Source organism: Eikenella sp. Marseille-P7795, assembly GCF_916618725.1.
Classification (GTDB): Bacteria; Pseudomonadota; Gammaproteobacteria; order Burkholderiales; family Neisseriaceae; genus Eikenella; species Eikenella longinqua.
In genome coordinates this window covers 328,905-342,032 of the sequence record NZ_CAKAJZ010000001.1, presented here as the reverse complement: position 1 = coordinate 342,032, position 13,128 = coordinate 328,905, and the positions used below count along the sequence as shown (strand labels likewise).

Annotated in this window: 10 protein-coding genes; 2 read left to right on the top strand and 8 right to left on the bottom strand. The window is 59.0% G+C overall.

The window, feature by feature from the left end; translation table 11 throughout:
- Positions 1 to 265: 265 nt before the first annotated feature.
- Together LG371_RS01765 and potE are read left to right on the top strand one after the other, a co-directional pair.
- Positions 266 to 2,428 carry an ornithine decarboxylase gene (locus LG371_RS01765; RefSeq protein WP_225747558.1) on the top strand — a complete coding sequence of 721 codons (2,163 nt, stop codon included), beginning with the start codon at positions 266 to 268 and terminating at the stop codon, positions 2,426 to 2,428.
- 124 nt (positions 2,429 to 2,552) lie between these two features.
- A complete protein-coding gene (gene potE, locus LG371_RS01760; protein WP_225747557.1) occupies positions 2,553 to 3,869 on the top strand; it encodes a putrescine-ornithine antiporter in 1,317 nt (438 codons plus the stop codon).
- Positions 3,870 to 4,288: 419 nt separating this feature from the next.
- On the opposite strand, the gene apbC is transcribed toward potE, so the two are convergent.
- From apbC to tatB, 8 genes are all read right to left on the bottom strand, one after another.
- Positions 4,289 to 5,371: an iron-sulfur cluster carrier protein ApbC gene (gene apbC, locus LG371_RS01755; protein ID WP_067590895.1), complete on the bottom strand. Its 1,083-nt coding sequence runs from the start codon at positions 5,369 to 5,371 to the stop codon at positions 4,289 to 4,291.
- A 115-nt stretch (positions 5,372 to 5,486) separates the two neighbouring features.
- On the bottom strand, positions 5,487 to 6,734 hold the full coding sequence (locus tag LG371_RS01750; protein WP_225747556.1) for a cell division protein ZipA C-terminal FtsZ-binding domain-containing protein: 1,248 nt from the start codon (positions 6,732 to 6,734) through the stop codon (positions 5,487 to 5,489).
- Between the two features lie 124 nt (positions 6,735 to 6,858).
- Complete coding sequence (locus LG371_RS01745; RefSeq protein WP_225747555.1) at positions 6,859 to 8,298, bottom strand: cell wall metabolism sensor histidine kinase WalK; 1,440 nt, start codon at positions 8,296 to 8,298, stop codon at positions 6,859 to 6,861.
- A 133-nt stretch (positions 8,299 to 8,431) separates the two neighbouring features.
- A complete protein-coding gene (locus tag LG371_RS01740; RefSeq protein WP_197902035.1) occupies positions 8,432 to 9,109 on the bottom strand; it encodes a response regulator transcription factor in 678 nt (225 codons plus the stop codon).
- A gap of 235 nt (positions 9,110 to 9,344) precedes the next feature.
- Entirely contained in the window at positions 9,345 to 11,198 is a 1,854-nt protein-coding gene (locus tag LG371_RS01735; protein ID WP_067590904.1) for a PglL family O-oligosaccharyltransferase, read from the bottom strand.
- The gene (locus LG371_RS01730; RefSeq protein WP_179945893.1) at positions 11,195 to 11,542 is read right to left on the bottom strand and encodes a DUF2069 domain-containing protein; all 348 of its coding nucleotides are present in this window, start codon (positions 11,540 to 11,542) and stop codon (positions 11,195 to 11,197) included. Before LG371_RS01730 ends, LG371_RS01735 begins: the two co-directional genes overlap by 4 nt.
- Positions 11,543 to 11,885: 343 nt before the next feature.
- Positions 11,886 to 12,644: a twin-arginine translocase subunit TatC gene (gene tatC, locus LG371_RS01725; protein WP_067590909.1), complete on the bottom strand. Its 759-nt coding sequence runs from the start codon at positions 12,642 to 12,644 to the stop codon at positions 11,886 to 11,888.
- The gene (tatB, locus tag LG371_RS01720; protein WP_067590913.1) at positions 12,641 to 13,126 is read right to left on the bottom strand and encodes a Sec-independent protein translocase protein TatB; all 486 of its coding nucleotides are present in this window, start codon (positions 13,124 to 13,126) and stop codon (positions 12,641 to 12,643) included. Before tatB ends, tatC begins: the two co-directional genes overlap by 4 nt.
- Between the last annotated feature and the right edge of the window lie 2 nt (positions 13,127 to 13,128).

The window sequence follows — 13,128 nt, the reverse complement described above, 5'->3', positions numbered from 1 at the left end:
AATTGCACTAAGTTAGCATTCTTTAATATCCAAGTGCGACTGGGTCGCAATTAGATTGGCCGTTTTTCAAACGGTTTGATACTGGATTAATCAGGATGGTTTGTGCTAAAATACGTTTGGTCCGGATGTAGAACAAGTCCATAGTTTTACAAAACTACACAATAAAATAGCAGTATCAACACATTCATCACTCCGAAAAAAATTTTTTCCATTGCTGCCGCTGAAGCTTGGCGGCGGTGTTTATTGAAACACATAGGAGTTTGATATGACGTTTTTAAAAGTAGCAGCCAGCCCGTCTGTTCAACAGGGCTTCACCACTGAATTCGACGTGGTGGACGTGCAAGGTGCCGACCTCGCAGGTATTGGTGCCGTAGTTGCTTCTACCGGCGATGCAGAACAAGCTGTAACGCAAGTTGAAGCCACCGGCTTCGGTATCCCGGTATTTGTGGCTCTGCAACCTGGCGAAAGCGTGCCGGAAAGCCTGCTGACCCGCATCAACGGCGTGATTCAGCTTGGCCGCGGCAACGAAGAATATTACGGCCGTCAGGTAACTACTGCTCTGCAGAAGTATGAATCTCAGCTGCCGCCTCCTTTCTTTGGCGCCCTGCAGCAATATGTGGGCATTGGTAACGCCCAGTTCGACTGCCCGGGACACCAAGGCGGTCAGTTCTACCGCAAACATCCCGCCGGTCGTCAGTTCTACGAATTCTTCGGCGAAAACGTATTCCGTGGCGACTTGTGCAACGCCGACGTTCGTTTGGGCGACCTGTTGATTCACGAAGGTCCCGCTTGCGCAGCCCAGCAACACGCTGCCAAAGTGTTCAACGCCGACAAGACCTACTTCGTTCTGAACGGTACTTCCTCTTCCAACAAAGTGGTAACCAACGCCCTGCTGGCTAAAGGTGACTTGGTATTGTTCGACCGCAACAACCACAAATCCAACACCATCGGTGCTTTGGTTACTGGCGGCGCCATCCCGGTTTATCTGCAAACTACCCGTAACCCCTTCGGCTTCATCGGCGGTATCGACAACGTCTGCTTCGAAGAGTCCTACATCCGTGAGCAGCTGGCCAAAGTTGCTCCGGAACGCGCTAAGGAAGAACGTCCGTTCCGCCTGGCCATCATTCAGTTGGGTACTTACGACGGCACTATCTACAATGCTCGCCAGGTAGTAGACCGCATCGGTCATTTGTGTGACTACATCCTGTTCGACTCCGCTTGGGTAGGCTACGAACAGTTCATCCCGATGATGCGCGACTGCTCTCCGATGCTGCTGGAATTGAACGAAAACGACCCCGGCATCTTCGTTACCCAGTCTGTACACAAACAACTGGCCGGCTTCTCTCAAGCTTCACAGATCCACAAAAAAGACAGCCATATTAAAGGCCAGAAACGCTATTGCAGCCACAAACGCTTCAACAATGCGTTCATGATTCACGCTTCCACCAGCCCGTTCTACCCGATGTTCGCTTCTCTTGACGTGAACGCCCGTATCTTGGACGGCGAAGTGGGTCGCAACCTGTGGCGTGACTGCGTAAGCGTGTCTATCGAAGCCCGTAAGCTGCTGCGCGCAAGCTGCAAGCTGATCAAACCGTTTATCCCGGAAACTGTTGACGGCAAACCGTGGGAATCTTACCCGACCGAGCAGATCGCCCAAGACCTGCGCTTCTTCGAATTCGAACCGGGCGCCAAATGGCACTCCTTCCCGGGGTACGGCAAAGGTCAATACTTTGTTGACCCGTGCAAATTCCTGCTGACCACCCCGGGTATCAACGTGGAAACCGGCGAATACGAAGACTTCGGCGTACCGGCTACCATTTTGGCCAACTTCTTGCGCGACAACGGCATCGTTCCGGAAAAATGCGACTTGAACTCCATCCTGTTTCTGCTGACTCCGGCCGAAGACCTGGCTAAGATGGAACACCTGATCGCCTTGATCGCCCGCTTCGAACAACACATCGAAGCCGACAGCCCGATGAGCGAAGTGGTGCCCACCGTATACGGCCGCAACGCCGAATACTACAAAGGCTACACCATCCGCCGCCTGTGCCAAGAAATGCACGACTTCTACAAACGCAACAACATGAAACAGTTACAGAGCGAGATGTTCCGTGCCGACGGCTGGCCGAAACAAGCCATGCTGCCCTACGAAGCACAGCAAGCCTTCATCCGCAACGAAGTGAAACTGGTTCGCTTGAGCGAAATCGCCGGCCAAATCGCTGCCGAAGGCGCCCTGCCTTATCCTCCCGGCGTGCTTTGCACTATCCCGGGTGAAGTTTGGGGCGGTGCGGTGCAGAAATACTTCTTGGCTCTGGAAGAAGGCATCAACTGCCTGCCCGGCTTCGAGCCCGAGCTCCAAGGTGTATACCTGCAAACCGTGGAAGACGGCAGCCGCCGTGCGTTCGGCCACGTTATCGTGAAAGACTAAGGCCGTGTCAGGCTACCTGAAATGGGTTCAGGTAGCCTCTATCTGATGATGATTTGCGCGGTAAGGCAAGCTGCGCCGGAACATTGGCAAGGTTTGCTTACCGCTTTAAGAAGGATTTATTACTATGTCAACCTCTCAAAACAAGATGGGTGTGGTGCAGCTGACCATTCTCACCATGGTGAATATGATGGGCTCCGGCATCATCATGTTGCCGGCCAAATTGGCTCAGGTTGGTACGATTTCTATTTTGTCATGGCTGGTTACCGCAGGCGGTTCGCTGGCTCTGGCTTATGCGTTCGCCAAGTGTGGCCGCTTCAGTAAAAACGCCGGTGGTATGGGCGGTTATGCCGAATATGCCTTTGGCAAATCCGGCAACTTCATTGCCAACTATACCTATGCCGTTTCTCTGGTAATTGCTAACATCGCCATCGCTATTACCGCAGTGGGCTATTTGGCTCAGCTGATGGAATGGCAGCTTTCTCCGCAGCAAGTAACCATGTGGACCATCATTTTCGTATGGGTTACCACCGTGGCTAACTTCGGCGGTGCTTCCATTACCGGTAAAATTGGCGGCTTTACCGTGTGGGGCGTGGTGATTCCGGTGGTGGGCATCTCCATTATCGGCTGGTTCTGGTTTGACGGTGCCAAATATGCTGCTGCTTGGAACCCGCATAACTACGGTGTGTTTGAGGCTTTGCCGAAATCAATCTCCATCACTCTGTGGTCATTCCTTGGTTTGGAATCTGCCTGTGCGAACTCCGATGCTGTGGAAAACCCCGAGAAAAACGTGCCGATCGCTGTATTGGGCGGTACGCTGATGACTGCGGTAATCTATATTGTTTCTACCAACGTGGTGGCTGGTATTCTGCCGAATGCTGATTTGGCTGCTTCCGACGGCCCCTTCGGTTTGGTATTTGCTCACATTTTCACCCCGACTATCGGTAAAGTGGTGATGGGCTTGATGGTGCTGGCTTGTACCGGTTCCCTGTTGGGCTGGCAGTTCACCGTGGCTCAAGTGTTCAAATCCAGTGCTGATGAAGGCTACTTCCCAAAAGTATTCAGCAAAGTAACCAAAACCAATACCCCGTTGGTTGGTATGCTCATCCTGTGCGGCGTGCAAACCCTGCTCTCCTTGATGACCATGAGCCCGAGCTTGAGCGAACAGTTCGACGTGTTGGTGAACTTGGCTGTGGTAACGAACCTGGTGCCCTACGTACTGTCTATGTCTGCCCTGTATGTAATGCAGAAAGTCAGCAACGTGCCTGCCGGTGAAATGAAACTGACCACCTTCATCGCCCTGATTGGTAACATCTACAGCTTCTACGCCCTGTATGGTTCAGGTGCCGAAGCAATGCTGGGCGGTGGTTTGGTAACCTTCTTCGGCTGGGTAATTTACGGCCAGGTTGCCGGCAAAAAATACGATCTGAAAGAACCGTATTAATCCTGCCAACAGCTAGTCTAAGCAATATCTAGACAAACCTGCTAAAAGCAGACCCCGAAATTCTAATTAGAGGAGAATTCGGGGTCTGCGCTTTTTCAGGTAGCCTCCGGACAAGCAGGCTACCTGAAAAATGGGAAAGCTTATTGTGTGTTCAACCGATTGTCCGCGCGGGAGGGGCGGTTGTTTTCTGAGTGGCATTCCTGTTTTCAGGTAACTGAAGCGGGAAAGAGGCTACCTGAAAAATCCAGCCGTGCCGACAATCGTATCTTTCTATACCGTGAGAAGACGGCAACTAGGGTTGCCTCCTGCGGTTTAAAAAAATTTCAGGTAGCCTGCTTGTCCGGAGGCTACCTGAAAACAAAAAAGGCTGCCCGAAGCCCATGCTTCCCGCAGCCTTTCCTGCCGAATCAAACCCGCCGTTATTCCACCACAATTTGCGGAAAACGGCTGCTGAAATCCTTACCCTTTGCCGCCACGGCCAGCGCAACCTGCCAGGCCGCCTCGGTGTAGATTTGAGCGATGGCCGGGTTGGCCGCCTGCATGGCCGCCGCGCTGCCGCTGTCCATCGCCTCGCGCACGGGCAGGCTCAGCGGCAGCTGCCCCAGAAGCGGCACGCCCAAGCGTTCGGCCAGCGCCCTGCCGCCGTCTTGGCCGAAAATCGGCTCGTGGTGGCCGCAGCGGCTGCAAATGTGCACCGACATATTCTCCAGCACGCCGAAAATCGGGATGTTGACCTTGCCGAACATGTCCACCGCCTTGCGCGCGTCGATCAGCGCAATATCCTGCGGCGTGGTCACCACCACCGAGCCGGTTACCGGAATCTTCTGCGACAGCGTGAGCTGGATGTCGCCGGTGCCGGGCGGCAGGTCCACAAGCAGATAATCCACATCATCCCATTCGCTTTGAAACAGCAGCTGTTGCAAGGCCTGGCTCACCATCGGCCCGCGCCACACCACGGCCTGATCGGTGTCCACCAGAAAGCCGATCGACATTACCTGAATGCCCTCGGCCGAACGTACGGGGATGAAATGCTTATTTTCCTGCTGCGGCTTGCTTGCGGGCACGCCGAGCATGGTGGGCTGGCTGGGGCCGTATAAATCCGCATCCAAAATGCCCACGCGCGCGCCCATCCTTTGCAGCGCGATGGCCAGGTTGGCGGCGGTGGTGGATTTGCCCACGCCGCCCTTGCCGGAAGCCACGGCAATGATGTTTTTCACGCCGCTGATGGTGCGCACGCCGGGCTGGACTTTGTGGGCGGTGATTTCGCTGCGGAGGGTGATGTGCGGGCTTTGGGTGCAGCCGGCGTCGGCCAGCGCGGCGGCAATATCCCGCTCCAGCTCGCCGGCGATGTGGCCGATGGGGAAGCCGAAGCACAGGTCGAGGTGCAGGCCGTGTTCGTTTGCTTCCATGGATTTCAGGGCGCGGCTGCTGCCGATGGTGAGGTTGCTGCGGGGGATGGCCACGGCTTCAACGGCGGCGCGTAGGTTGCTGGGTGTGTGCATGGTGTTTTCCTGATGAGTGATGAAAAATAAGGATTTGGGTGGGGAAACAGGCTACCTGAAAAACGGGCAATCCGATTTTCAGGTAGCCTGTTTGGCTGCGGCGATGGGGTGGCGCTTATGAAAACAGCCGTTTGGCCAGCTCGCTGCCGGGCTCGATGCCCACCCGTTTCATTTCATCCTGCCGCGCTACCACGTAGCTGCGGATTTCTTTCAGCCATTGGGTGGAGAGCTCTTCCAGCTTGTCGTTGACCAAATCCAGGCCGAGCATGCTGGAAAGCTTGACGGCGATGTCCATGAAGCGGTTGAAGTTTTTCTCGCCGTCGGGGATGTGCGGCGCGTCGAACAGCATGCTGATGCCGCGGTAGTTTTGGCTGGAAAGCAGGGTGGCGGTGAAGGCGCTGTTGTCGAGGGTGGAGATGGCAAACAGCGGCTCGCCGGCCTGGTCGTTGAGGTAGAACATACCGTCGTGCGAAAGCTCGAAGCCTTGGCGCTCCACGGCGTTGCGCAATTCCACGCCGCTCACGTTGTTGCGCGACACCAGGTGGATGGCGATGGTTTGGTCCACGCGGGCGCAGAGCTCGTCGAGCGGGCGGGCGATGGAGAGGAAGGTGTCGATGTCGGTGAGCAGCAGGCCGCCGTCCATTTTTTCAGCAAAGGCGTTGGCCTGCTCGCCGAATTGCTCGAGCTCGGCGATGCTGGCGAGGCCGTTGCGGCTGATGGCTTGCAGGCCGATTACGAAGCCTTGGTAGTACACGCTGGGAATCGGCTCGGCGATTTGGAAGCGGTCGTCCATGGTGCAGCCGGCGATGCGGAAGCGGTGGCGGCTGGAGAGACGCGGCATGGCGTGCAGCTCCTGCGGCTCTTTCAGCGAGATGTAGCACAAGTAATCAAAGCGGCTGTCGAACCAAGGCAGCTGCTGTTTGGCCAAATCCTGCAAATCGAGCAGCAGCTTGCGCTTGGCCGGCTCTTGGGTTTGCGAGGGGGCGGGGGTGGGCACGGGCTGGAAGTTAAAGGCGGGCGTTTCGGCGGCAGGCTCGGCCTGCAACACCGGCTCGGCCGGTTCGGCGCGCTGTTCGGGCAGCGTCTCGGCCACGGGCTCGCCGGCATGTTCGGCCGGGCGGTCGGCTTGGACGAAGGCGGGCTGGAGGCGCGGGGCGCTTTCTTCTTCGGCGGCGGGGGCTTGCTGCTGCCCGTCGCGCACGGAATGGGTGTGGCTTTCCAGCAGCGCGTCTTTGTCGGCATGACCGAACTGGGCGCGGATGGCGTCGCGGTATTTCTTTTCCTGATAGGTGTTGTATAGCAATACGCCGAACACCGGCGCGAAAACGAGGATGGCGATAATCAGAATCGTGTTGGTGCTCATGGGTGGGTCCAAAGGGGCTGCCGTGAAAACAGCAGGATTATACCAAAATCGGCAAGCAAGCCGTGGCGGGGCTGAGGCTACCTGAAAACGTCAGCTTCGGCGAAGCGAAAATACGGCGGGCAAATCAGGAAGCTTGCTGGGCTTCGTCGCGCTCGCGCTCGCGTTCTTTTCCTTCGCGCTTCTGCTGCTTGGCGGTGAGCTTGGGCAGCTCGAAACGGATGTTCAGGCCGTTGGGCTCAACGTTGTTGGCGTTGATGAGGCCGTCGTGTTTGCCAATCACGTGGCGGGCGATGGCCAGCCCTAGGCCGGTGCCGGGCTTGTGGGCGCCGCTGTCGGCGCGGTAGAAGGCGGTGAAGATGTGCGGCAGCTGCTGGGGATCGACGCCGGGGCCGTTGTCGGTGATGTCCACCACCCAGTTGTGTTTGTGCTCGCCGAGGCGGATGTTGATTTGGCTGCCTTCGGGGCTGTAGGACATGGCGTTGCGCAATACGTTGTCGAAGGCGCGGTAGAGGTAGCCTTCGTTGGCGGAGACGGTGGCGTCGGCGTCGGCGGGGTCGTAGGCAAAGGCGATGTGCTGGCTGTTTTGGCAGGCGATGGCGCGGCAGTCTTCCATCAGGTTTTCCAGGAAGGGCACGAGCTTGAGCGGGTCTTTTTCCATTTCCACATTGGCGGTTTCCAGGCGGGAAAGGGTGAGCAGCTCGCCTACGAGTTTGTCCATGCGGGTGAGCTCGGATTCGAGGCGCTTGATGTTTTGCTCCTGCTTGTGGGGCTGCACTTGCAGCAGCGCCAGCAGAGCCTGCATGCGCGCCAGCGGAGAGCGCATTTCGTGGGAAACGTGGTGCAGCAGGTGGCGTTCGCGTTCCACCAGTTTTTGCAGCTGGCCGGCCATGCGGTCGAACTGCACGGCCAGCTTGGCCAATTCGTCGCGCCGGCCGATGAGCTGGTGGGAGATACGGGTTTCGAGGTCGCCTTCGGCCAGGCGGCTCATGCCACGCTCAAGTGTGCGGATGGGCTGGGAGATGTTGTTGGCGAGGATGTAGGCCAGCAGGAGGCCGACGATGATGATGAAGCTGAGGATGATGAGCTCGTGCCACACCGGCGCCATTTCCACGCCGGGAATCATCAGCGGGGAGGGCAGGCGGGCGGGCTGTTGTTTGTCCCAATCGGCGAGCATGAAGATGTATTCTTCGCCCAGCGGGTCGTAGGCCACGCGCACCACGCGGGTGTTGGGGAATTCGGCGGCGAATTTGCGTGCGGCGAGGATGCGCGATGGCTCCACCGGGCGCTGGAAAATATCGGCTTTGCTGTCGCCGGAAATCACGAGGATGTTGTCGAAGGTGGGGGTGTTGTTCCAGTCTTGCAGGGTTTCGCGCACGCCGGAGAGGCCGCGGGTTTGAAACACGGTTACGGTGCTGTTGAGCAGGCCGGTTTCGAAGGAGCGCTGCTGCTTGAAGCGGGTTTCGGCCACTTTGTCTTGCACCAGCCAAAAGGAGAAGCTGGCCACGAAAATGGCGGCGATGATAACGAAGAAGAAGGTGAGGAAAATCCGCTGGAACAGTTTCATGAATTTGCTTTGGCGGGAAGGGGAAATCGGGCGGGCGGGAAAACAGAGCCGCCGTTGGCCGGCATGGCTTGGCGGCGGCTAGATGTTTTCAGGTAGCCTTTTGGCGGATTGAGGCTACCTGAAAAACGGAGCATCAGTTTTTCACAAACAGATAGCCCAAGCCGCGCACGGTTTGAATCAGCGAGGCGTCGCCCAGCTTGTGGCGGATGCTGGAGATGTGCACGTCGATGCTGCGGTCGAACTTGGCCAGCTTGCGGTCGAGCGCTTCCAGCGAGAGGGTTTCTTTGTTTACCACTTGGCCGGCGTGGCGCATGAGCACTTCCAAAAGGTTGAATTCGGTGCTGGTGAGCTCGAGCGGGGCTTCGCCGATGGTGGCTTGGCGTTTGGCCGGATAGAGGGTAACGCCGCTCACGGAAATTACGTTGGGCGTGCTGTTGTCGGGCTCGGCCTGGCGGGTGCGGCGCAGGATGGCGTTGATGCGCGCCAGAAGTTCGCGCGGCTGGCAGGGCTTGGGCACGTAGTCGTCGGCGCCCATTTCGAGGCCGATGATGCGGTCGATGTCGTCGCCTTTGGCGGTGAGCATGATGATGGGGATTTTGCTTTGCTGGCGCACGGTTTTGAGCACGTCGAGCCCGCTGAGCTTGGGCATCATGGAATCGAGCACCACCACGTTGTAGTTGCCGTTGAGGATTTCGTTCACGCCGGCTTCGCCGTCGGGCACGCTGCTGACTTCGAGGCCTTCGGCGCTCAGGTATTCGGTTAAGAGTTCGGTGAGCAGGGCGTCGTCGTCTACCAATAAAACACGGTTCATGATTACTCCTTTATTAGGATGCCGCGCAGTGCGGCGTAGATTGTGTTGCGGCGGGCCGTATGGGCAATGTTGTTTGCCAAACCCGCTTATAGCTGTTTAATTTCAAGCGTCTTAACACTTTGCCTGATAGCGGCGCACAAGCCAAATTCTTTTGCGTATCTTTGCGTAAGCAGGGGCTGGGATTACGGGTGTGAAGTTTTGCTGGCTGTAGCGGCTGGGTTTTCAGGTAGCCTCGTCAGCCGCCGCTGCTTTGGCTGCTGCGGCTGGCCGCTGTGCCGGCGGCGCTGGCGGGCTGGGTGCCGCAGGTGAGGTTGCCGGCGGCTTCGGGCATGGTTTGCACATAGCGCTGGCACTGTTCGCGCAGGGGCTGCACGATGGCGGGGGCGGCGCGGAAGGCGGCGGCGGTGCTCAAGAGGTGTGGCTGCTGCTTGGGGTAGTAGCGGCCCATATTCAAGAGCCAGTCGGCGGCTTCGCGCTCGCGGCCGGCCTGCTCCAGATAGAAGGCGCGCACGGCGGTGTTGGCGTAGGGGCGGAACAGGCTGGCGCGCAGGGCGGCGTCTTGGCCCCATTCGGGCAGCGGGCGCAGCCAGTCGATTTTGCGGATGATGCCCATCTGGGCGTAATACTTCAGGAAGTAGTGTTTTTCTTCCAGCTCGCGCAGGGTGTCCACTTGCTTGTATTGCGGATAATTTTCGGTGGGGTTGGCGTAGGCGTAGATCAGACGGTGGTAGGCGAAGCCGTATTGCACGGTGATGGCGATGGCGAGCGCGGCCATCGCGGCGCCGAAGCGTTTGGTCCACATGCCCGGCTGCGGGCGCACGAACCAGCCGGGCGTTTTGGCCGGGGTGAGGCTCATCATCACCACGAAGGGCGTGAGGAAATACACATACCACAAAGGATATTCCAGCAGGCTGTGGCACAGCGACACGGTCATCAAGGCCAGCATCAGCGCGGAAGATGCGCCCAGCCGTTTCTTCAGGTAGCCTTTGGCCACCAGCATCCAGCCGCCGAACACCAACAGCGCGCCAATCATGCCCGTTTCGGCCAGGATTTCCAGCATGCTGTTGTGGCTGTGGGTGAAGAGCACGCCCACGTCGTAGTTGCGGAAGCCCGGGTTGCGCATGGCCAGCGCGAAGCTTTCATGTGCATAGCCCTGCCAGCCCACGCCCAGCCATGGGTTTTCGGTGAATACCGTCCACGCCTTCGCCCACTCCGAAGCGCGCCCCGGGCTGGCCGCATCGCCCGACACCAAGCGCCCCACGCCCGAAGATTCCACATCGCTCGGCAGGAAATTGCTAATCAGCCAAGGCATCAGCAGCTGCGCCGCCAACACGCCCAGCACCAGCAGCGCGGTAAACGCACACCAGCGCCGCAGCGGCCGCCCGCCCAGTACATACAAAAACGGCAACAGCAGCAGCAGTGCGCCCACATACAGGATAATCGTGCGCGACGTAATCACCCCCACCACCTGCGACAGGAACACCGCCAGCGCAAACGCCAGCAGCCCCGGCAGCCGCCGCCGGCTCCACAGATAGCCCAGCGAGAGCACGCCCCACATCATATAGTGGCCCAGATGGTTGCGCTGCCCCACCTGGCCGAACACGAAATACTTATGCGGCGAGCGCATCAGCCCCGGCAGCCAGCCCGTGTGCCCGATAAATTGAAACACACACACCAAGCCCTGCAACAGCGCCCCCGCGAGCAGCGCCCAGGCAAAGATTTCCACCACCCTGTCCTGCCCCAGGCGCGCCACCTGAATCCGGCAGGCCCAAGCCAACAGCGCCATCACGCAAAACACCGCCGCCGTCAAATCCGACATCTGCGGATAAGGCAGCCGCAAAATCCGCGCCTGCACCACCCAAAAGCCCGCCAGCAGTACAAAATACACCATCGCCGCAGGCAGCCGCGCGCGCACCGGGTTCAGCCACAGCGTGAGCAGCGCAAACAGCGAGGCGAAAATCAGCGAGCCGCTCTCGATAAACCAGCCCCCCTGCGGCCCCGTGCGCCACGACGACAAAAACGGCACCACCGCCATCAGCGCCATGCCCAGCCACACCACCCAGCTTTCCTTCAGCCGCTGCCACATCATGCCCGCTCCTTCCGGCCCGAGCGCATAAACATCAGGCAAGACACAAAAAACACCCCGCCCGCCGCCAAAGCCGCCATCGCGCAAGCCCTGCTCGCCGGCACCGCGTCAAACAGCCGCACCACCGCTTCCGCCGCATAAAATAGCACCAGCATGCCCGAGAGCAGGAAGCTTTGCCGACGCCGCTGCAAAATCCCCGGCAGCAGCAGGCAGAGCGGCAGCGCCTTAAGCGCCAGCCACGAGCCGCCCGGGCGCAGCGGCGCCAGCCACAGCTCCCAAGCCAAAGATAAGAAAATCAGCGCAAGCAGGCTGCACACGGCCATGCGGTAAGCAGAAGATTGGGCAATCGGCATCGGTTATTCAAATAAAAGAAAAGGTTGGATGAAGTAGCAAAGGCTGCCTGAAAAAGCAAATTCGGTTTTCGCGGCGCCGAGGCATTGTTTTTCAGGTAGCCTGCATCGGGTTGGGGCTACCTGAAACCTGTCCCTTCTCCTGTGGGAGAGGGCTGGCAAAGCGTAGGTTTGCAACATTCGGCTGTGAAAGGCTACCTGAAAATCCCAAAAGGTTTGCAACTCAAATGCTGTATTTTGGTTTCGCCAAAATTTGAGACGCCCGGTTTCGTTTTGTTGCAAGCATATTTTCAGGTAGCCTCAACAAGGTTAGAGGCTACCTGAAAACCAGGCAACCGGGTTAGCCGGCCTCATCCGCATCCGTAGTGCTCGGCAGCGCGGCCACTTCCGCATTCGGTTTGGTCAAACGGCACATCAGCAGCCCCGCCTCATACAGCGCAATCAGCGGCACCGCCAGCAGAAACTGCGAAATCACATCCGGCGGCGTGATGATGCCCGCCACCACAAAAGCCGCCACCACCACATAAGGCCGCGCCGTTTTCAGCGCCGTGAGCGGCACCGCGCCCATGCGGTAGAGCAGCACCACCAACACCGGCAGCTCAAACGCCGCGCCGAAGGCCACAAACATCCCCAGCACGAAGGAAAGATAGCGGTCGATGTCCGTCATCATGCTCACCCCTTCCGGCGTGGCCGAGGCAAACACCTTAAACACCAAGGGAAACACCAAAAAATAGCAAAACGCCATCCCAGCAAAAAACAGCCCCACGCTGGAAAGCAGCAGCGGCGCCACCAGCCGCTTCTCGTGCCGGTAGAGCGCCGGCGCCACAAAAGCCCAAAGCTGGTACAGCGTGTGCGGCAGCGACACGAGAAACGCCGCCATCAGCGCCACCTTCAGCGGTACGAAAATCGGCGCAATCACATCAATCGCCTGCATATGCGCGCCCGGCGGCAGGCTTTCCATCAGCGGCTTGGCCACCAGCGAATAAAGCGTGTTGGCAAAAGGCACGGCGGCAAATAAACACAGCAGCAACACCGCCACCACCCAAATCAGGCGGCGGCGCAGCTCCTTCAAATGCTCCACCAAAGGCTGTGCGTTCATCGGCTGCCGCCTCCCGCCTGTTTGCGCACCCGCAGGCGCGGCCGGATGCGCACGCGCGGCTGCATTTTGCGCCGCCCGGCGCGGGCGCGCTGCTGGAGCGAAGGCGTGTGGAAGCCCGCTGGCAGCGGGGCAGGGCGGGGCACGTGTTTGCCGTCCTCATCCGTATCGATGCCGAAATCGGCGGGCGTGCGCGGCGGCGGCAGGCGCTCCCAAGCGGGCAAATCGGGCATCGCGCCGGCGCGCAGCTGCTGCATTTCCTGCTTGAGCTCGCTGGCCGTGTGTGCCAGCGTTTCCTGCATCCGGCGCAGGTCGGCCACATCGGCGTGCTGCGCCAGCTCGGCTTTCAGGCTGCCGGCCAGGCGCTGGATCCTGCCCAGCATCCTGCCCAGCGCGCGCGCCGCCTGCGGCAGCCGCTCCGGCCCGAGCACCACCAGCGCCACCACGGCGGCCAGCAGCATCTCGCTGAGGGCGAAGTCGAACATGG